Annotated in this window: 20 protein-coding genes; 4 read left to right on the top strand and 16 right to left on the bottom strand. The window is 41.2% G+C overall.

Annotated elements, in window-relative coordinates; all coding sequences use genetic code 11:
- The first annotated feature begins 55 nt into the window (after positions 1-55).
- Positions 56-703: a TetR/AcrR family transcriptional regulator gene (locus L634_RS0107485; protein ID WP_026581918.1), complete on the top strand. Its 648-nt coding sequence runs from the start codon at positions 56-58 to the stop codon at positions 701-703.
- A gap of 22 nt (positions 704-725) precedes the next feature.
- Here the strand turns inward: L634_RS0107485 and L634_RS0107480 are convergent, their stop codons facing one another.
- The 3 genes from L634_RS0107480 to L634_RS0107470 form a co-directional block, all read right to left on the bottom strand.
- Complete coding sequence (locus tag L634_RS0107480) at positions 726-1,811, bottom strand: PQQ-dependent sugar dehydrogenase (protein WP_026581917.1); 1,086 nt, start codon at positions 1,809-1,811, stop codon at positions 726-728.
- 25 nt (positions 1,812-1,836) lie between these two features.
- On the bottom strand, positions 1,837-2,697 hold the full coding sequence (locus tag L634_RS0107475; protein ID WP_026581916.1) for a Cof-type HAD-IIB family hydrolase: 861 nt from the start codon (positions 2,695-2,697) through the stop codon (positions 1,837-1,839).
- 294 nt (positions 2,698-2,991) lie between these two features.
- On the bottom strand, positions 2,992-3,666 hold the full coding sequence (locus L634_RS0107470; protein WP_026581915.1) for a DNA alkylation repair protein: 675 nt from the start codon (positions 3,664-3,666) through the stop codon (positions 2,992-2,994).
- Between the two features lie 183 nt (positions 3,667-3,849).
- On the opposite strand from L634_RS0107470, the gene L634_RS32550 reads away from it, so the two are divergent.
- Positions 3,850-4,041, top strand: a complete 192-nt coding sequence (locus L634_RS32550) for a BCCT family transporter (RefSeq protein WP_269521486.1) — start codon at positions 3,850-3,852, stop codon at positions 4,039-4,041.
- 33 nt (positions 4,042-4,074) lie between these two features.
- Here the strand turns inward: L634_RS32550 and L634_RS0107460 are convergent, their stop codons facing one another.
- Positions 4,075-4,563, bottom strand: coding sequence for a GNAT family N-acetyltransferase (locus tag L634_RS0107460; protein WP_026581914.1), 489 nt, complete (start codon positions 4,561-4,563; stop codon positions 4,075-4,077).
- Positions 4,564-4,707: 144 nt separating this feature from the next.
- Between L634_RS0107460 and L634_RS0107455 the strand changes: the two genes are divergently transcribed.
- Positions 4,708-6,027, top strand: coding sequence for a short-chain fatty acid transporter (locus L634_RS0107455; protein ID WP_026581913.1), 1,320 nt, complete (start codon positions 4,708-4,710; stop codon positions 6,025-6,027).
- 149 nt (positions 6,028-6,176) lie between these two features.
- On the opposite strand, the gene L634_RS0107450 is transcribed toward L634_RS0107455, so the two are convergent.
- From L634_RS0107450 to L634_RS0107435, 4 genes are read right to left on the bottom strand one after another with little or no spacing between them, the layout of a single operon-like run.
- The gene (locus L634_RS0107450) at positions 6,177-6,419 is read right to left on the bottom strand and encodes a hypothetical protein (RefSeq protein ID WP_051428278.1); all 243 of its coding nucleotides are present in this window, start codon (positions 6,417-6,419) and stop codon (positions 6,177-6,179) included.
- Positions 6,420-6,447: 28 nt separating this feature from the next.
- Positions 6,448-7,455 carry an ABC transporter ATP-binding protein gene (locus L634_RS0107445; RefSeq protein WP_026581911.1) on the bottom strand — a complete coding sequence of 336 codons (1,008 nt, stop codon included), beginning with the start codon at positions 7,453-7,455 and terminating at the stop codon, positions 6,448-6,450.
- A 20-nt stretch (positions 7,456-7,475) separates the two neighbouring features.
- On the bottom strand, positions 7,476-8,282 hold the full coding sequence (locus L634_RS0107440) for an ABC transporter permease (RefSeq protein WP_026581910.1): 807 nt from the start codon (positions 8,280-8,282) through the stop codon (positions 7,476-7,478).
- Between the two features lie 3 nt (positions 8,283-8,285).
- Positions 8,286-9,089: an ABC transporter permease gene (locus tag L634_RS0107435; protein ID WP_026581909.1), complete on the bottom strand. Its 804-nt coding sequence runs from the start codon at positions 9,087-9,089 to the stop codon at positions 8,286-8,288.
- A gap of 362 nt (positions 9,090-9,451) precedes the next feature.
- On the opposite strand from L634_RS0107435, the gene L634_RS0107425 reads away from it, so the two are divergent.
- On the top strand, positions 9,452-10,726 hold the full coding sequence (locus L634_RS0107425) for a YjiH family protein (RefSeq protein WP_198029722.1): 1,275 nt from the start codon (positions 9,452-9,454) through the stop codon (positions 10,724-10,726).
- 51 nt (positions 10,727-10,777) lie between these two features.
- On the opposite strand, the gene L634_RS0107420 is transcribed toward L634_RS0107425, so the two are convergent.
- From L634_RS0107420 to L634_RS0107385, 8 genes are all read right to left on the bottom strand, one after another.
- Entirely contained in the window at positions 10,778-11,227 is a 450-nt protein-coding gene (locus tag L634_RS0107420; RefSeq protein ID WP_026581907.1) for a hypothetical protein, read from the bottom strand.
- Positions 11,228-11,270: 43 nt separating this feature from the next.
- Positions 11,271-12,368: a PRK06851 family protein gene (locus L634_RS0107415; protein WP_026581906.1), complete on the bottom strand. Its 1,098-nt coding sequence runs from the start codon at positions 12,366-12,368 to the stop codon at positions 11,271-11,273.
- A gap of 254 nt (positions 12,369-12,622) precedes the next feature.
- Positions 12,623-13,105 (bottom strand): Cys-tRNA(Pro) deacylase, encoded by a 483-nt coding sequence (gene ybaK / locus L634_RS0107410; protein WP_026581905.1) that lies wholly within the window; start codon positions 13,103-13,105, stop codon positions 12,623-12,625.
- A 129-nt stretch (positions 13,106-13,234) separates the two neighbouring features.
- Positions 13,235-14,896, bottom strand: coding sequence for a glycoside hydrolase family 13 protein (locus L634_RS0107405; protein WP_026581904.1), 1,662 nt, complete (start codon positions 14,894-14,896; stop codon positions 13,235-13,237).
- 235 nt (positions 14,897-15,131) lie between these two features.
- Complete coding sequence (locus tag L634_RS0107400) at positions 15,132-15,593, bottom strand: hypothetical protein (RefSeq protein ID WP_232233727.1); 462 nt, start codon at positions 15,591-15,593, stop codon at positions 15,132-15,134.
- A 134-nt stretch (positions 15,594-15,727) separates the two neighbouring features.
- On the bottom strand, positions 15,728-16,630 hold the full coding sequence (locus L634_RS0107395) for an NAD(P)/FAD-dependent oxidoreductase (protein ID WP_026581902.1): 903 nt from the start codon (positions 16,628-16,630) through the stop codon (positions 15,728-15,730).
- A gap of 116 nt (positions 16,631-16,746) precedes the next feature.
- Positions 16,747-17,352 (bottom strand): hypothetical protein, encoded by a 606-nt coding sequence (locus tag L634_RS0107390; RefSeq protein WP_026581901.1) that lies wholly within the window; start codon positions 17,350-17,352, stop codon positions 16,747-16,749.
- Positions 17,353-17,363: 11 nt separating this feature from the next.
- Positions 17,364-18,545 (bottom strand): ParM/StbA family protein, encoded by a 1,182-nt coding sequence (locus tag L634_RS0107385; protein WP_026581900.1) that lies wholly within the window; start codon positions 18,543-18,545, stop codon positions 17,364-17,366.
- Positions 18,546-19,440 lie beyond the last annotated feature (895 nt).

Genomic DNA, 19,440 nt, shown 5'->3' with positions numbered 1-19,440 from the left:
ATTTTTAATCCGTTATAATAAAGCTATAGAAAATGTACGGATAAAGGAGTCTACTATGCCAGAGCAGGATTCAATAATAGAAGAGCTATTCCAGGAAGAAGAAGGGCTGACAGATAAGCAAAAGAAAATTATCGCCGCAGCGATTGAGTCGTTTTCCGAGAAAGGCTATGCAGCCACTTCAACAAGTGAAATCGCCAAAAAAGCAGGAGTTGCAGAAGGAACCATCTTCAGGCACTATAAAACGAAAAAGGATTTGCTGCTGGGAATCGTTTCCCCTATGATGGCAAAACTGCTTGCTCCATTTGTCATAAAAGACTTATACAAAGTAATCGATCATAAATATGAACGGTATGAAGATTTTTTAAGAGCCATTATGGCGAACCGGATTGATTTTCTAAAAAACAATATGTCTTTAATTAAGATCCTCATACAGGAAATCCCTTTTCATCCTGAGCTTAAGGAACAATTTAAAGAACATATTGCCAAAAAAGTATTCGAACGCTTTGTTAGCCTGGTTAAGTTCTATCAAAAAAAAGGCCAAATTATTGATATTCCGGCTTTTAGTGCTGTTCGAATGACATTTACATCCATATTCGGTTTTTTAATTACCAGGTATCTATTACTGCCTGAGGCCGATTGGGATGATGAAAAAGAAATTGAGCTTACCATTCAATTTATCATGCATGGTCTTTCAAAGGAATAAAGCCTGGCAGCTGCCAGGCTTTTTAGATATCAGACAGCGAAATTTGATAAAGCTTGTCATCCTTTTCAAGCGGATTTCCGCGGCCATCCGTATTGTTGCTTATAAAATAAAGGCTGTCCCCTTCAATAAAGACATCCCGGATCCTGCCCAGGTTTGAAACAGCCTTCCGAATCTCTCTCGTTTCCAGATCAAATTCCAGAACTGCACTCCCTCTTAAGGCAGCGGTGTAAAGCTTGCCGCCGTGATAATCCATGCCGGAAGGAGCCCAGGTTTCATCATCACCTGAAGTAAATAAGGGAGACTCCATGCCTTCCTTCTTTTCATTCCCTTTGATGACAGGCCAGCCATAGTTCTTTCCAGCCATAATTTGATTAATTTCATCATTGGCTTCAGGGCCGTGGTCACTTGCATACAAAGTTCCGTCATCTGACCAGGCCAGCCCCTGCGGATTGCGGTGGCCATAGCTATAGACATAGGAATCAGGGAAAGGATTGTCAGAAGGTATAGTACCGTCCAAGTTCATCCTTAGTATTTTCCCTCCCAGGGAACCTGCATCCTGGGCAATTTCAGGATCAGTTGCGGCATCGCCAGTGGTGGCATAAAGCTTGCCATCAGGGCCAATTTCAAGTCTGCCGCCATGATGAAATTGGCCGCTTGGAATTTTGTCCAGCAAAAGCTTATCCTCTTTCCAAATTCCATCCTGAAGCTGGAGGATGACAATACGGTTAAACTGGCCAGAGCTGTTTTCATAGGTGTAATAGGCATATGCTTCATTCGATTTGGCAAAGTCAGGTGACAGCACAAAGCCCAAAAAACCGGCTTCTGCAGCGGTTGAGAGCCTCTTTTCCAACTCAACCTTTTGCCGTTCTTTCTTTCCTTCTTGAATTTTTACAATGCTCCCCTGTCTTTCCGATATATAAAAGGTTTCTCCCGTTTTATCAATGGACCATGGGATATCCAGCTCATCAGCCATGATGCTAGGTTCTTCTCTGGAAGGGAGGCTGGCCTCCATTTCCTCACCTTTCTCCTCAACCTCATTTTCCCCGGCATTTGAGCATCCGGCCAACCAGATAATAGCCAGCAGCCATACACCTATCAACTTTTTCATACAGCTCTCATCCTCCTTTTACATTTTACTCAAGCACTTTCCAAATTGCCTTGGCTACTCCGCTTTCTTCGTTCGTAGATGTGACAAAATCACATTGCGCTTTGATGATGTCATCGGCATTTCCCATTGCGACTGACCTTCCAGCCCGCTTAAACATGGACAAATCATTATAATTGTCGCCAATTGCCATTGTTTCTAGAAGTGAAATTCCTTTTTCTTTTACAAAAGCTTCAAGGGCAATTCCCTTTTGTGCAGCAGTACTTGTCAGCTCCAGGTTCTCATCGCCTGATGAACTTACGGCCATGCCTTCGAGTTTAAGCAGTTCCTCTTTTGCTGAAGTGAGAAAATCTGGTTCAAATGAGAACGCAAGCAGCTTATAAATTTGATGCTCTTCATCGCTGAACAGCTCATCATAGCTGTTCACTTTATGGACCAATCCTTTCTTAAAGCGCTCCTCAGCAGCTTTCGTGACCTTATCAATATCATCTGCTTCAGGATTTCCGCTTAGAAAGATATCGACTATAATTGAAACGCCTCGGTCCTCATCGATTGTATATGTACCTTGGTTTGTATATACCTCGAAATAAACATTATTCTCTAATAGGATATAGGCAGCTTTTTTAGCCAATTCCTTATCAAGCGGATTAGAAGAAACTACCTTTCCATCTGCAGCCCTTACCTCAGCACCATTCACACAAATAATGGGGGCAGTGATGCCTGCTTCCTCTAGGACGAAACTTGCTTCAAAGTACGAACGCCCGGTTGCAATCACAACATCTACACCTTTTTCCTGTGCTGCTTTTATGGCTTTTATATTCTCATCCGTTATTTTCTGTGTTGCTGTTAAAAGTGTTCCATCCATATCGCTGGCAATGCATTTAATCATGTTATCTCACCTTCTGGCCTAGTATTTTTTCTAAATAATTTATTTTGCCATTTTATCATGTTCTTTATTTTTATTTGGCTCTTTTCTCATAAATGGTTGTTTTTTCTTATAAATACTGCCCGTTGATTTCTGCTACGGGCACTCAAGCTTTCCCGCGGGGAGGAATGAGAGCCTCCTCTGCTTCGCCTGTGGGGTCTCCCATTTCCCTCTCTTCTGAGCTGGAGTCAAGTGCCCTCCGCTACAATCAACTCAGTTGGTTAACCTTATTTGCCGCCCGAAAAACAACAAACCTTACTAAAGCTGCCTTTTGTTTAAATATTTGCTGCCTTCCCTGATACTTAACTTGGCAAGTGGATTGGAATCAATAAAATTCTTTACCGAATCAGGGTTTGTTTTGGAATATTCACGGAGAGCCCATCCAATCGCCTTTTGAATGAAAAATTCCTTGCTTTCGTTATTAAAAAGAATATATTGATATAACAATTCTTCATCCGTTCTGGCTTTATATTTTAACTGAAACAATATTGCGCTCCTGCGAAGCCACATATTCTCGCTGATGGCCCATCCATCAATTTTCTCTCCGATGACTTCCGGACTATTTGATGCAATCGAACCGACTGCGTGGGAGGCAAGCATATCGACCGTATCCCACCACGATTTGGTCACAATCAGCCTTTCCACTAATTCCAGATGACTCTTGTCCAATTTCTTTGTAAATTTTCCAATATAGTCGAGTGCAGCATATTGATATTCCCGCTCTTCCATTTCCCATAGTGCTTCTGCAAACTCTGGCTTGAATCCCTCCTTTAAAAGCCCTGTCTGATTAAAAAGCTCTTTTAATAAAAGCCTTCTCTTAGGCGTTTTAATTCCTAGGAAAGGAAACTTTTTTTTCATGTAGTTTTGCATGGGAACCACATCCTCTTCACATCTGTTTTCCTCAAAAAGCTTTATTAATACATGAATATCCATCTGAGCTCTCCTTATTAAATCGTTACAGGTCTAGGTCATCCTATTAAGGATAAGGTATTTTAGGGATATGTCTCTTTCTCCATTTCCGGATCGCTTTTCCCCTTCTATTTAATTCCATTTTATAGAGTTACGCCGAATAATCCAATTCCCATGATTGATTAGACAGAAAAGAAGAGCCATTGCCTGGTTCGGATGGTATGGGGTATTTTAATGGGGGCTATTGCCGCTGTTTTGCTCTTAAGCAGCGGACTAGAGGGGCTGCAGACTGCATCTCTCGTCTCAGTACTTCCGTTTACCATTATTTTGATTTTGATGTGTGCATCCTTAATAAAATTGCTTCGCAAAGAAACGGTACCGGTTAAACGGAAGAAATAGCATGTACAGACCTCTGTCAAAAAGGTCTGTTTTTTATTCCACGTTGAAGAACTGCCCTAAGCACTCTTCTCCGTCTTCGGTTCGTGTTATTTCCTTAAAATCTAGCTGATAATCCTGATATATCTTTTTCCAAAAACGGATGGCAGGATCATTTTGTTTTAACTGCTCAATATAGTAGGTTCCTTTAAACCCATTAAAAAGGAGTTTGATTGCTGATTCTGCTGCTTTTTTCCTTCTAAACGCATTGTAAATAAATAGATCATTTACGCAGTAATCCGCCTTTTCCAAAAAAGGGGTACGCAGCAAAAGAAAAAAACCAGCCAGGCGCCCATCAGCAATAATGAAATAAGGCTTCACACCTTCTTTTTCCCATATCAGTCCAAAAGCATCAAATTCATATGTCCCGTCATCATTTATATCCAGCGCGTTTGTGTACCTTGATAGATCATGAAGGTAGAAAGCATACATGTTTTTTAAAATGGCCTGATCGCCAAAATCCGCTTTCTTAATGTGAACGTCCATCATCTTGTCTCCTTTCATTAATCCCTTTAATAGTAATCGGAATGGCACCTAATTTAAATATTATTTCAGAAAAGAAGGAATATAGGGAATTTTACAGAAAATATAATAGGTTTAGGGTATTTATTTTTTTAAGGGGGTTACATCATGAAAGTACTGGTATCTTTCTTTAACCGCATTATGCAGCGGTACCTGCCTGATCCATTTTTATTTGTTATTATCCTAACTTTTGCCGTATTTGGATTAGGCTTGATTTTCACTGACAGCGGACCTTATCAGATGGTTCAGCATTGGGGCAATGGTTTTTGGGGCCTTTTAGTGTTCTCCATGCAAATGGTCTTGGTATTGGTTACAGGACATGTCTTGGCAAGCAGCCAATTTTTTAAGAAGGGGCTAGGCGCTCTTGCCTCAACCGCAAAGTCACCAGGCCAGGCCATTATGATTGTCACGGTTGTATCCATGATTGCCAGCTTAATCAACTGGGGATTCGGACTTGTCATTGGTGCCTTATTTGCCAAAGAACTGGCTAAAAAGGTTAAAAACGTCGACTATCGGCTTTTAATTGCAAGCGCTTACTCAGGATTCATCGTCTGGCATGGGGGAATTTCCGGCTCCATTCCATTAACGATTGCTACGCCTGGCCACTTTTCGGAAGAAATGATCGGTGTAATCTCAACAGATCAAACCATATTTGCCGGCTTTAACCTTTTAATTGTTCTGGCGATATTCCTGGTTTTGCCATTTATTAACCGCTTTATGATGCCTTCCAAAGATGAGACAATCGCTGTAGATCCTGCCCTTCTTCAGGATGATGTTCAGGCTGCCGCTCTTGAAAAAGGGGCCATGACACCGGCTGAACGTTTAGAAAACAGCCGAATTATATCACTTCTGATCGGAATTTTTGGACTTGTTTTCCTGTTTTACTATTTTGCTACGAATGGATTCAAGCTTAACTTGGATATTGTTAACTTCTTGTTCCTATTCCTCGGCATTCTTTTCCATGGAACACCTAAACAATTCCTGGAAGCGGTTGTGAATGCCGTTAAAGGGGCAAGCGGCATTATTATTCAGTTTCCATTTTACGCGGGAATTATGGGCATGATGACAGCATCAGGATTGGCGGCTGTAATGTCAGAAGGATTTGTTTCCATTTCGAATGAATTTACATTCCACTTCTTTGCATTCCTAAGTGCCGGCCTTGTTAACTTCTTTGTTCCGTCCGGCGGCGGCCAATGGGCAGTCCAGGCTCCAGTTATGCTCGAAGCTGCAAAGGCATTGGATGTTTCCATTCCAAAAACAGCAATGGCTGTTGCCTGGGGAGATGCCTGGACGAACTTAATCCAGCCTTTCTGGGCTCTGCCTGCACTGGCGATTGCCGGCTTAAAGGCAAAGGATATTATGGGATACTGTGTATTGACTTTGCTTGTGAGCGGCGCAGTCATTTCCCTTGGATTGCTGTTTTTATAGAAATACATGAGGATGGCCGATGCCATCCTCTTTTTTAAAAACCGCTGATCTATAGTTTTATTTGATTGATAGATTGGAAATTTTGTTTATAAAACACTATGAAACATAATACAAAAAGGCATGACAGCCTTGGCCATCATGCCTTTTTATCAGGACATTCCATTATGATGATCATTTTTCATGTTATGCATATAGGACTCGATGTAAGCCCTCTCTGAATCAGACGCATGCTTCTCATTTTCCCCAGGATCAAAATCGTCAATTCCATGCTTCTTATACCACCAGTCAACAAACATTCCTGTTCCCAATAATACCGCGCAAAAGCCAAGAAGATAAAGAATCAATTTGATCACCTCTACTTTATTATATGTTTTTTCAGAAAATAATGACATATTGAACAGGCCTATTTTTTATAGCGGCTTATACTTTTACTGTTTCCGGCAGGTCCTGGTAGCCTTCCTGATAAATCCGGCTGATGATGGATTCGATTTCTGGCTCCTCTACTGTCAAGTCCTTGATATTATGAGTTTTAGTGATTTGGGCGATTAATTCGGATGCAGAGATTTTATCCCGGTTAAACCGGATCCAGTATCGGCTCGCTTCCTCCTTATAGACCTCTCCGCCTGTAAGCGGCAAACGGCTTGCTGACTCCTCCAAATCTACAATAAGTGTCCTGATTTTCCCGAACCTTTCTTTCACTACTGCGATTTCACCATCATATACTTTTTGGCCATGGTCAATGAGAATCATGCGTTCACACAGCTTTTCAATATCCTCCATATCATGAGTTGTTAAAATAACCGTAATTTTGCGCTCTTTATTAATCTCTTTAATAAATGTCCACATCTTTTCCTTGGCTACGACATCAAGTCCGATGGTTGGTTCATCAAGGAATAGAATGGGCGGATCATGTAAAAGGGATGCGGCTATATCAGCCCTCATTCTTTGCCCAAGCGAAAGCTGGCGGACGGGGGTGTTGAGGAATTCATCCAGCCCTAGAATCTCTGTAAAAGTATCCATGTTTTGTTTATAGCGGTGATTCGAAACCTGGTAGATTTCCTTCAGGAGTTCAAACGATTCGATTGTAGGCAGATCCCACCAAAGCTGTGTTCTCTGGCCAAACACAACTCCAATATTCTTGGCATTTTCCTGCCTATTCTCATAAGGGACGATTCCGTTAACCTGGACTTTTCCCGAACTTGGCACTAAAATACCGGTCAGCATTTTGATTGTTGTCGATTTCCCAGCGCCATTCGGGCCAATATAGCCAACCATTTCCCCTTTTTCTATGGAAAAGCTGATATCCTTCACAGCTTCCTTTTTAATATGCTCCCGTTTTACAAGGCTCTTCATAGCTCCCAGGAGGCCTGTTTCCCTCTTGGCAACCATGAAGTCCTTCATTAGATGTTCAACCTCTATAATCGGCATTCTAGCCCTCCTAATCTATGTTAAGATCCTGTACTCTTATATCTCTTTAAACCCAGCATCCAAATATAATAGGCAATAACAAAAAAGACAATTCCGACAAGCGGCGAAAAAAAACCTATATTCTCAGGGAAGAACGGGGTCTCTTTTTCAAGCAAAACGGCAGCGGGAAAATAGTTTACAAAGCCGAATGGAACGACAAAGGCGGTAAACCACTGCACAGCTTTTGGATAAATGACCAATGGATAGTTAGTTAAATTTCTCGCAGGATACATAGCTACCCAGTAAAACTGCTCTGATTTCGTCGTCCAGAATGCGAGTGCAGAAATCATCACAAGCAGACCGCCCTGAATGAGGACGCCTCCAACCACTGAAAACAGCAAAAATAGACTTTTTCCTATGGTCCAATCAAGCTGCAGTTCAAAGCTGACCCAAATGAAAATACCAATACTGAAAATAAATTGCCCAAAAGAAGCCACATCGAATTTCATCGCCATGAAATGAAAGAAGGGATTAATGGGCCTGACCAGAAAGCGGTCAAACGTGCCATTTAAGATATACGTGTCCAATCCCCTAAAGTGAAAAAATAAAATGATGCAGAACCCCCAGGATAAAACAGCGACGGCAAACAGGAATAGCATTTCAAAAAAAGTCCAGGAACCCAATTCCTGAAATTGGTAAAGCATAATCCACATGGTAACTGCGGTACCGGCATAGGAGGTAATCAGCCCAACAATCCTCATGACAAATGCAAAACGATACTGCAGCTGTGCCCTTACGCCAGCGGAGATGAGTTTAAAATATAGATCGAAATATTTTAATATTCCCACACTCTATCCCCCCTGAACAATAACTTTGTGTGACGCCCGATTCCAGACGAGCCTTAATAAAAGGCAGCAAACAGCGACCCAGAATAATTGAATTCCAAGGGACAGCAAGATCGTACGCCCAGTTATTTCACCTATAAAAATCGTATTTGGTATGTAATAGATTCCTTGAAACGGCAAATAAAGAGCCATTTTTTCAAGCCAGCCTGGAAAAAACCAAAGCGGAATGACTGATCCGGACAGAAGGGACATCGCGAAGTAAAAAATATCAACAACTCCGCCTGTTTCCACAAGAAAGAATGAAAGCAATCCAAACGACATTTCAATGCAATAGCGAATCAGGAATCCGATAAATGCTGAAATGATAAATAAAGTCCATGTCTGCCAGCTGTACGGCAAGGCCAGGTCCATAAACAGAAAAAGCACCGTGTATAATGGCAGCAGGGCTGTGAGAATGTAAAATGCAACACTTCCGAAGTCGGCAAACAGATAGCGCAGCGGGACATTAAACGGGCGCATTAATTCCAGGGAAATATCCCCTGTACGGACTTTCTCCTGAATCTCCCAAAGCGGAGTTCCTGCTCCATTGACTCCCGTTAAAAATTGGCTGACCACAATATATGTCAGCATGGCTTTAAAGCTCACACCGCCCGATTCTTCTCTCCCTGCATATAATGCAGTCCAAATGGAACCCCACATAAGCAGGAAAATCAGATTGGAGCCAAGCCTCGACCATACATCGAACCGGTAAACAGCCGAACGAAGAAAAGCCTTCTTTGTGAAGGTCCAATATAACCGAAACCTAAACATTCACCCACCCGCTTTTTGATTTTTTTGATTATTTCACATTTTAACATAATATGGGAGATGAAAATATGCTTGTTAAAATAATCTCTTTTACGTTTAAAAGAGAGGTAAACGGTGGAATTTAAGAGAAAGGAGTTGGCTTTTTAGAGAATATGAATTAAAATTACTTTTGGTTTATAAATATAAAGCTCTGTTAAACTTGCCTGTTGATTTCCGCTCCAGGGTGCAAAAATCAACAATCAGCTTTAACACTGCCAAATATAAGGAAAAGGTGAATAGTATTGACTGATGCATCCAGAAAGAAATATACATCTTCTGAAATCCTAAAATTTGTTGTACCATCACTTATCGGAATCAGCTTCTTTATGGTTCCGCTAAAATATAACGGTGAAATCACGATTCCAATCGCCATTTTTTCCGGATGGGTACAGGAATGGCTTGCTGCTTATCTTCCTGAAATCATGACCTTTATTATTGTTTTGACTCTTCTTGGTACGATTGCTGCTAAATTTTTTAATCCGGCCTTCATTGAAAGAAGCCCTTTCTTTAAAACCTTATTCGATGTTCCAGCTATTTGGTTTGCCGCGAGAGTACTGGGAAGCATTTTTGCGGTTATGACACTATTTGAAATTGGGCCGGAACAAGTTTGGTCTGAAAATACAGGTGGCTTGCTGCTAAACGATTTGCTGCCGATACTTTTTTCGGTGTTTTTGTTTGCAGGACTTTTCCTGCCGCTTCTTTTGAACTTTGGCCTGCTTGAATTTTTCGGGTCACTCTTAACAAAGGTCATGCGCCCTATTTTCAGGCTTCCAGGAAGATCATCCATTGACTGTGTTGCTTCCTGGCTTGGAGATGGAACCATTGGCGTTCTTTTAACAAGCAAACAATATGAAGAAGGCTATTATACAAAGAGAGAAGCAGCCATCATTGGCACCACTTTCTCAGTCGTGTCCATTACCTTTAGCCTTGTAGTCATTTCCCAGGTTAATCTTGGCCATTTATTTGTGCCTTTTTATTTAACTATTACAGCAGCAGGTTTTATCGCTGCGATTATTAGTCCAAGAATCCCGCCTTTATCCCGAAAGCCGGATACTTATTACAACGGACAGGAAGGCGGCCTGGACGAAACGATTCCAGAGGGCCATACACCCATTAGCTGGGGGATTTCCAAGGCCGTAGAAAAAGCAAAAGGCCATCAAAGTGTGAAGCATTTCTTTGAACAAGGTGCCAAAAACATCCTTGATATGTGGATGGGCGTTGCTCCAATTGTCATGGCACTTGGTACACTTGCCCTGATCATCGCTGAGTACACACCCGTATTCAAATATCTGGGAATGCCTTTCATTCCGCTGCTGCAGCTTATGCAGGTTCCAGAGGCTGCTGCAGCTTCTGAAACGATGATCGTCGGTTTTGCGGACATGTTCCTCCCATCTGTTATCGGTGCTGGAATTGAGAGCGAAATGACTCGCTTTATCGTTGCCTCCGTCTCCGTTACACAGCTGATTTACATGTCTGAAGTGGGCGGACTGCTGCTTGGTTCTAAAATTCCGGTTTCTTTAAAGGACTTAATCATCATTTTCCTGGAAAGAACTATAATTACTCTGCCGGTAATTGTACTGGCTGCGCATATTATTTTTTAAATGTGAAAAGGGTATCCCATGAGGGGGTACCCTTTTTGTGTCCACCGTTTATTAAAAGCACTGGAAAGATCTGATTCTTCTAAGATCTGTTCCGTAAAAGGTCCAGCGCCATCTTCTCCAGCGCCAGCCGGCTACAGAGGTTCTGCCGACAAATGTCGGATAGAACCAGAAGCTGCGGCCATTTTCGAGCCAAATGTAGGTGTAACGAAATAAACAGCCTCTTATGGCCCCTGGATCAACGGCAAATGTGGTGACCTGCTGCATCTGCGGAGTAAAGCTTGGCGGCGGCGATGCCGGAGGGCCATCCGGCTGTCCTCCTCCACTTGGAGGCCCGAATCCTCCTCCTGGTCCACCTGGTGGCGGTCCGGGCGGTCCAAATCCCCCGCCTGGCGGAAATCCTGGAAGTCCAAACCCGCCGCCAGGGAATCCTCCTGGAAACGTGCGCCCATCATAATAATAGTCCGGCATGTACGGATAAAACGGGTAATTTGTGTAATCCATCAATTTTGATCTCCTTTCAATATCCTTATTGCACGATAACTGACTAAACCTTTTCGGAAATCAGCAGAAGCTCAGAGCGGATCTTTTCTTTAATCCGTTCTACTGCCTCAAAGTCCATCGCAGAAACATAAATTTTTTCCAGTTCTTCATGATGGCTTTTTGCATTAGCCAAATAAGAAATAGCTTCACTCATTTTATTTTTATAACGGGTGCTGATGTCTTTAATCTGTTCGGCATAAATTTCATCTGTGCCTGAATTGATGGTGATATCATACATATCAATGATTTCATCACCGTCTCGATCAGGAAAATATTCATGTGGTGCTGTGCTATCGAAAATGGCCAGCCCCAGCTCTCTGACAATAATCATATCCAGGCTGTGCGGATCAAAGCCGCAATGATAGATTTCAATATCAAATCCACGGCTTTCAGCCTCTGCTGCCAGCTTTTTCAGCATGGTCGACTTCCCGGAACCCGGACGCCCTTTGATAAAATAACGTTTTTGAATATCTTCAGTAAGGTTTGGCACAAAATCGACTGCACCGGTTGGTGTAGCTGCCCCTAAATAACGATGCTTAACTAAAGGTGTTTTATTTAATTTCATGTTTCCATAGAAATTCCGAATAAGCTTTTTCGTCAGTTCATCCGCCTTTTGAAAATTCATATTTTCAATGTAGATTTTTTCCCATTCATCATGGATTTTCAGCGCTTCAGCAAATGTTTCATACGCTGTTGCGAAAGAACAGCTTATCTGTTTTGCCAATGTGGTAATTTCTTCTTTTTTCCCGGCCAAGGCCCTGGAATCCCAAGCTTCTCCCAGATTGATATATTCATCAACCGCTCCAGGCGCTTTCGGTTCAATGACATGTGGCGCTGTTCCATCTACGATGCCTGCTTTTAACGCCGGAATGATGACTCCGTCGATCGAATTATTATCAGAAGAGCAATGGATGTATTCAAGATCATAGCCTTTTTCAGATAACTCCGCTCCAATCGCTTTCATCAGAGAAGATTTCCCAGTCCCCGGCCCGCCCTTTAAAATAAATAAACGGTCAAGCCCTTGAAGATTGGAATCAAATAAACTGTGGAACCCGCGGGCTGTATTTCCGCCGGCAAAGTAATTTAGTGTCTTCCCAGCCACTCTTACACTTCCTTTCGAAATGCATCTTCACCTTACAGTATGCAGAGAGAAATGAATGGGTGAATGCCCAAGAAAAAAAGCTGATGAGTGATTTGCCAGTTGATGATATATCAGGCGGAGTTGACGATATAAACAAAAAGTTGAGGATATAATTGCTGAGTTGATGATATATTGGGGAAAGTTGATGATAAAAGTACGCTTCATAAAAAAAAGAGCGCTAAATCAGCTACATTCAGCACTCTTTTCAGCTATTTCTATTCATTTTTCACTAAATCCTCTAATTTTGCCTCTGTCACCCGCTGCAAATTGCCGATTTCCAGCTCCATTTGGATGCCGATCTTCCCGCCGCTGACAATAATCTTGTTCAGTTCAGAAGCCTTGGCATCCACAAAAGAAGGATACTGCTTTTTCATGCCGACTGGAGAACAGCCGCCCCGTATATAGCCGGTAAGCTTCTGGATATCTTTAACCGGAATCATTTCTATCTTTTTTTCACCGGCAGCCCTGGCAGCTTTTTTCAGGTCAAGTTCATCTTCAACCGGTATGATAAATACATATACCTGCTTGCTGTGTCCCTGCGCAACCAGCGTTTTATAGACAGCTTTTGGGTCCTTTCCAATCTTCTCAGCAACCGAAACGCCATCAATCTTTCCGTCCTGGCTGTCATAGGTGATTAATTCATAATCTACCTTTTGTGCATCCAAAATGCGCATCGCATTTGTTTTCCCTTTCGCCATAAACGAATCCTCCATTACCTATTTTCCCCATTTTAGCACTTCCCGCAGCTTTCAAAAAGCCTCCTTCGGTATGAATATCTCATAAATAAAAAAACAGGATTCTCACATGAGGATCCTGTTTTTATAACACTATTTTATACGATATACGCGCGCTTCATAAGGCTTTAGGGTGAAAGAGCCAAAGTCTTCATGCTCTTCAACAGCGTAGTTATTCAATAAAAGCTGGTCATATGAAAGTCTAAACTCTGACACGAAGTTCGCTTCCTTTGATGAGAGATTCGTAATCACCACTACCTGGTCATCATCAGAGGTACGGGTATACGCATAAATTTGTTTATCATCCTTTAGCAATAAATCATATTGACCGTATGCGAAGACTTCATTTTCTTTTTTCAGGCGGATCATTTTCTTATAAAAAGAAAGGATGGAATCTTCATCTTGAGATTGAACTTCGACATTGATTTCTGTATAGTTCGGATTTACTTTCATCCATGGCTGGCCAGTAGTAAATCCTGCATTTCTCTTTGCTGACCACTGCATTGGCGTCCGGCTATTATCACGGGAAGATGCCCAAATGATATCCATGATTTCCTGGTGGGACATCCCTTCCTCGCTTTTAATCCGATAAAGATTTTTCACTGCTACATCATCATAATCATCAATAGAAGGAAAATGAACATTTGTCATGCCAATCTCCTGTCCCTGGTAAATGAATGGCGTTCCCTGCATAAGGAAGTACATGGCACCCATTGAAGTGGCACTTTGATGCCAATATTCCTGGTCATTCCCCCAAGTAGAGACAACACGCGGTTTATCATGATTTTCGATGAACAGTGCATTCCATCCATCACTTTCAAGCCCTTTTTGCCAGCGTGTAAGAACCTTTTTCAGCTCAACAATATCAAGCTCGGGATTTGTTTCGGCATCCCATAGGCCAAGATGTTCAAATTGAAAAATCATATCCATCTTGCCTTTTTCTTCTCCAACCCACAGGTCTGCCTCATCAACCGTGACACCGTTCGCTTCGCCGACTGTCATGACATCATAGTTTGCATACGTACGGTCTTTAAATTCCTTTAAAAATTCATGGATTCCGTCCTGGTTCATATGCATATCGAAGGAAGAAACATACTTTTTCTTTTTTGGATTCGGCATATCAGGCAATCCTGAACGCTTTTTAATATGGCTGATTGCATCAATCCTGAAACCGTCAATCCCTTTATCAAGCCACCAATTAACCGTATCATATAGAGCGTTACGGACTTCTTCGTTTTCCCAATTTAAATCAGGCTGCTTTGTTGAAAAAACATGCAGGAAATATTGATCTGTTTTTTCATCATATTCCCAAGCGGAGCCGCCAAAAATACTTTCCCAGTTATTTGGCTCCTTGCCGTTTTTTCCATCTCTCCATATATACCAATCTCTTTTTGGGTTGTCTTTGGATGAACGGGATTCTATGAACCAAGGATGCTCATCGCTTGTATGGTTTAGCACAAGGTCCAAAATCAATTTCATATCCCGTTTATGAACTTCATCTAGAAGCTCGTTAAAATCCTCCATTGTTCCGAAGTCTTCCATAATATCCTGATAATCCGAAATATCATAGCCATTATCATCGTTAGGTGATTTGTACATTGGACAAATCCATATAACATCTATACCTAAACCCTTAATATAATCCAGCCTTTGAATAATTCCTTGAAGATCTCCAATCCCATCCCCATTCGAATCCTGGAAACTGCGCGGATAAATTTGATACCCAACGGCTTCTTTCCACCAAATTTTGTTCATATTACCACCCTCAATTTATATATAAAATTTCCATCAGTGCGCAAACGTTTGCATTGAGCGGTATAAAAAAAAGCTGCTTGCTTTCAGCATTTGCATACTACTACAGTAAGTGTAACGCTTACAATTGTTTTTTTCAATACCCTTTTCGTGACAAAAAGGGGGATTTTTGGGGTGGAGTATAGTATGAAATTTTAAAAATGCCGCAGCTTCCAGACTGCGGCTAACATCATATTGTCTAGGCCGGCTCCAATTGAAGCTGATCCCAGTAGGGTTTTAAGGAATGGTAAATGATCTTGTGCATAAAGGTCCTATCCATATCCGTAAGCAGTTTTTCAGCAAACTCCCATGCATTTTCTTCTATTCTCAGTGCAATTCGATTTCGATCCTGACCAGAACTGCATTGATCCATTCTTTCAGCAAGCACTTCAAGCTGTTTGTCTTCAGCATGGCCTAGTTCGTGCGCAAACACCACAGCAAAATAATCCAAAAAATATTCAGTAGTAGCGAATAATTGCTGGCACTGATTTTTTATTTCTTCAATGTATAGTGTTATGGTATGTGATCCCATGCTATACTTACCGCCTGCCAGACGATTTCCCGGAAAATGACTCTCCAGTTTTATATTCACAAGGCTCCCCGATCTCTCCAGCAACTCCTGAACAACTAGATCCAGTTTCTCTTTTTCCAATTCATACACCTTTCTCTGCATGGATATTCAATCCGCTGGCTTTTTGAACTGTCCTATTAGCTTATAGGCTATTATATGAGAAAAGTGCTGAAAAATAAACCAAGTTATTTACCCTTTTACTATGTGTTTAAAACCTAATCGATTTAGTTTTTTTCCTGCAAAAGCGATTTATGAATCCAAATCGCCGCCTGTGATCCTTCCCCCATGGCAATTGTCACTTGTTCTGAATGGGCAGCGACATCGCCAGCAGCCCAAACATTTTTTACATTCGTCATTTTTGAACGCGAATCTGTCACAATATGCTTATTCTCCAGTCGTTCTACGCCCAGCTGTTTGGCTAAACCGGATTTTACCTCGTTGCCGCCAAAAGCAATAAAGCCTCTATCTCCTATAATCTCTTTTCCGCTTTCGAGCAGTACACCGTTAAATTTGTCATCATCCGACAGTACCTTTTGAATGGCTTCCTCATGGTATTCAATATTCTTTTCAATCATTTTTTCATTTAAATTTTGCTTCACTTCGGCTTTTTCATGGTTAACAAAAACAAGATCACCTGTCCAATAGGATAACGTTAATGCCATATTAGCCCCCGTGTTTCCCGATCCAAGCACAATTGTGCGTTTGTCCCTAACTTCATATCCGTCGCAATCCGGGCAAACATACACTGAAATGCCCAGGCAGGGCATTAATTCTGGGAAGGGAGGGATACGGTCCATAACTCCTGTCGCCAGCAATATTCGCTTGCCTTTGTACTTTTTTCCGCTTTTAGCTGTAACTTCGAATACCTCGCCTGACTTTTTGGCCTGCTCTATTTTTTCTATGGCAAACTCCACTCCAAGACTTTCAGCATGCCGTTTCCCAATCTCACGCAATTCCTGGCCGCTTATGCCATCCGGATACCCCAAGATATTATGATAGCTTCTGCAAATGGTGGAACGCCCATCATTTGCATCAAGCACCAAAGTATTATGTTTATATCTGCCCAGCTGAATTGCAGCCTGCAGACCTGCCATTCCTCCGCCGACAATCAAGCAATCATAAACCAACTGTATTCCTCCTTTTTGTGCCAAAAAAGGCTGTACATGTAATTTACCCGGAAAAATCCTATCTAAATACAAAAAAAGAGAGTTTCGGCAATATCCGAAAAACTCTCTTTTTTCCTTCATTTATTCATATGTGAAAGAAAACCGCCAAGAAGTGCATCCAAATCTTCTTCACTTTCCTCTTCAGGTTTATCTTCAGTCTGTTCCTGCTGTTCTTTTCTTGCTTTCTCCCAATCAAAATCAAGCAAATCGTCTTCTATATCTGCCAAATTCGCTTCTGACAGAGATTCAGATTCCTCTAACGCTGCAGCCGCGGAATCATACGGATCAAACTCATGTTTGGGCTCCTCTTGCAAATACAATGCCTCATCTATATCTGAAGATCTGCTATTCATAGAAGCAAGCAAAGACGTAGCCCGCACAGGATCTGTTATCAGCTGATAAAGAATGCTTCCCAGCAATGCCTCTGAGTGCTCATGCTTCAGCCAGTCCCTTTGAATTTTGCTTAATCCTTTGGGAAGGGGAATGGTAATGGTTTCCCGGTCCTTTGATTGAGAACTGCTGACTCCCTGCATAACAAATTCTGCAATTTTACTGGAAAAATTCCGTCTTTCAGTCTCCTTCAGCTTTTGCAGATGCTTAAGTATATGGTCAGGTGTATCAGATGGCACACGAAAGGAAATTGATTGCCCTCTCTTTATTTCAGAAGAGGAAGCTTTTTTCATGAAGTATCACCCTAGTTGGCTTTAACAGGTTTTTTATCCTGGTCTGCCTTTTCTTTATTCGTTCTTCTTGTAAAATCAGAGATCAGCTTATAATAAGCATTTGCCATCATCCAGATGCTTTCTTTTTCATCCTCGAAGAAATCAATATTATAGCCGTCCAGATTATTATTTAATGTCTTCAGATAATCTTTTAAAACGATTGAACCGCCGCCTACAAAATAGCAGATTTCTGTTTGTGAGTTCTTTTGCCATACATTGCGGAGCAGGCGATACTGCTTCTTGGCAAGGTCCAGAAGGATACGGTCTGTAATATCATGGACACTTGTACGGCTTCCTTTAACCATGATGTGGTTGCGGTCGTTCTTTTTCGTAATGATTTCAACAACATCTCTGCGGCTGTCCAGCTCAACACCATGCTTGGATCTGATTTCTTCACGAATGGATTCCAGCGCCTCTGAAACTCCAAGGTTAAATCCTTGAGCTTTATCATCATCTACATTGCGGTTTTTAATCACAGCAATATCAGTTGAAAGACCCCCGATATCCTGAATCAGAATTCGTTTATCAATTAGATCCTTATTAATGATGTTTAAATTGTTATCCATAACAAGGTTAATATAAGCCGCAAACCCTTCAGGATAGACTTTTACTTCATCAAATTTGATGTTTACCTTTAATCCTTGATATTTAGGTGTTACAAGGAATTCAACTTGGTGCACTGATCCAAGCAGTTTTGAACGATACCCTGCATCTTTCCCTTCCTTTACTTCACGAAGAGGAAGGCCTGTCCCTAACATATAGTTCGAATCAATAACATTCCCGGATTTTTTAAAGCCTGTTGATCCATCCTTCTGAACCGCATCCAATGCCAATGCTGTAAAAAGCATTACTAATGTTTGGTCTTCTTCAGACTTACTGCTTCCAGGATCAAGCTCTGTGGCATTGTCGCTTTTTGTCGCCAAATGTCCAACACGATAAATTGCATTATTTTCTTTCAGGGCAGGGGAGTGGACCCTAATATGTATACCTTCAAGCGGATTTTTGCTGTCCAGCTCTTCAATTCCGATAACTGGTCTATCTTCAACATCTCTTGCAATTACGTTTGGTATGTTTAATTCTGCATCCATTTTTCCAAATATCGCTTTAATAGAATCGTTCCCTACATCAACTGCTGCAATTCTTGAATTACTCAATTCACTTCAATCCTTTCATACTCTTATATAGAGGTGTTTATTTAAGAGTAATCCAGATTACTAGATTTTACAATGAGAGGAGAAAAAAAGTAATGAAAGCGTAAAGACGTAAACAAAGTGTAAACTTTTCAGTTCATGTTTTCATTTTTTGACTACATGTAAACACAACTGCACACATCCAATTATACCAACAAGTCCACACTTTCGTATACATGTTTACACATATGAACACAATCGCATTCAAATCCGTACACTTGTTTACATATCTGTTTACAACTAACATTTACTAGAATTAATCCTTGCTGCTGCTATGTTTTTAATAATTCATCCCATTTTCTTATTTGATTTATAGTGAATGCAAAATTAATGAAAACCAGCCTCTATTTGAGGGTGAAACACACTTAAATGAATAAACCCTGGAGGCGTGTTGATTATAATATAGGATAAGCTAATCCTGCTGTCAGATAAGAATACTAAAGTAAATCAGATCTAACCTAATAGTTTGCAGATGTTCGTATACCCTTAATGGTATACCGCACAAACCCAGAAGTATATTCAAAATTATTGATTGCTGTGTTTCGGATCCAGAAGTTTAATCCTATCTTTTTTAACAAATGATTGTTCTTATCGAATAGGCAAGAGCAATGCCCTATCAAAAATGGAGATTGAACTATCTAATGTTGGAAATATAGTTAATTGCACTTTCTGTTAATGCTGCCAATGGATTAATGTTTCTCGGGAAGCTGCAACAAGAAGGGGGGAAGGATAAAAAATACAGTTTGATTCTTTCAAGCCTAACTTATTCCTCAGCAGTTATTCATTCAGCAGCTACTTCTATCCTCGGTAATAACCATAATATTTGAGTTCTTCATTCATTTTTAGGGAGAACTTTAAA

The sequence above is a fragment of the Bacillus sp. J33 genome (assembly GCF_000518885.1).
In the GTDB taxonomy this organism is placed as follows: domain Bacteria; phylum Bacillota; class Bacilli; order Bacillales; family Cytobacillaceae; genus Cytobacillus.
This window is presented reverse-complemented; position numbering and strand designations above follow the sequence as displayed.

What these genes read in the sequence shown, in the direction of transcription:
- L634_RS0107485 (WP_026581918.1), top strand. Translation starts at nt 56, where the DNA reads ATGCCAGAGCAGGATTCAATAATAGAAGAGCTATTCCAGGAAGAAGAA.
- L634_RS0107480 (WP_026581917.1), bottom strand. Translation starts at nt 1,811, where the DNA reads ATGAAAAAGTTGATAGGTGTATGGCTGCTGGCTATTATCTGGTTGGCC.
- L634_RS0107475 (WP_026581916.1), bottom strand. Translation starts at nt 2,697, where the DNA reads ATGATTAAATGCATTGCCAGCGATATGGATGGAACACTTTTAACAGCA.
- L634_RS0107470 (WP_026581915.1), bottom strand. Translation starts at nt 3,666, where the DNA reads ATGGATATTCATGTATTAATAAAGCTTTTTGAGGAAAACAGATGTGAA.
- L634_RS0107460 (WP_026581914.1), bottom strand. Translation starts at nt 4,563, where the DNA reads ATGGACGTTCACATTAAGAAAGCGGATTTTGGCGATCAGGCCATTTTA.
- L634_RS0107455 (WP_026581913.1), top strand. Translation starts at nt 4,708, where the DNA reads ATGAAAGTACTGGTATCTTTCTTTAACCGCATTATGCAGCGGTACCTG.
- L634_RS0107450 (WP_051428278.1), bottom strand. Translation starts at nt 6,419, where the DNA reads ATGTCATTATTTTCTGAAAAAACATATAATAAAGTAGAGGTGATCAAA.
- L634_RS0107445 (WP_026581911.1), bottom strand. Translation starts at nt 7,455, where the DNA reads ATGCCGATTATAGAGGTTGAACATCTAATGAAGGACTTCATGGTTGCC.
- L634_RS0107435 (WP_026581909.1), bottom strand. Translation starts at nt 9,089, where the DNA reads ATGTTTAGGTTTCGGTTATATTGGACCTTCACAAAGAAGGCTTTTCTT.
- L634_RS0107425 (WP_198029722.1), top strand. Translation starts at nt 9,452, where the DNA reads ATGGTTCCGCTAAAATATAACGGTGAAATCACGATTCCAATCGCCATT.
- L634_RS0107420 (WP_026581907.1), bottom strand. Translation starts at nt 11,227, where the DNA reads ATGGATTACACAAATTACCCGTTTTATCCGTACATGCCGGACTATTAT.
- ybaK (WP_026581905.1), bottom strand. Translation starts at nt 13,105, where the DNA reads ATGGCGAAAGGGAAAACAAATGCGATGCGCATTTTGGATGCACAAAAG.
- L634_RS0107405 (WP_026581904.1), bottom strand. Translation starts at nt 14,896, where the DNA reads ATGAACAAAATTTGGTGGAAAGAAGCCGTTGGGTATCAAATTTATCCG.
- L634_RS0107390 (WP_026581901.1), bottom strand. Translation starts at nt 17,352, where the DNA reads ATGAAAAAAGCTTCCTCTTCTGAAATAAAGAGAGGGCAATCAATTTCC.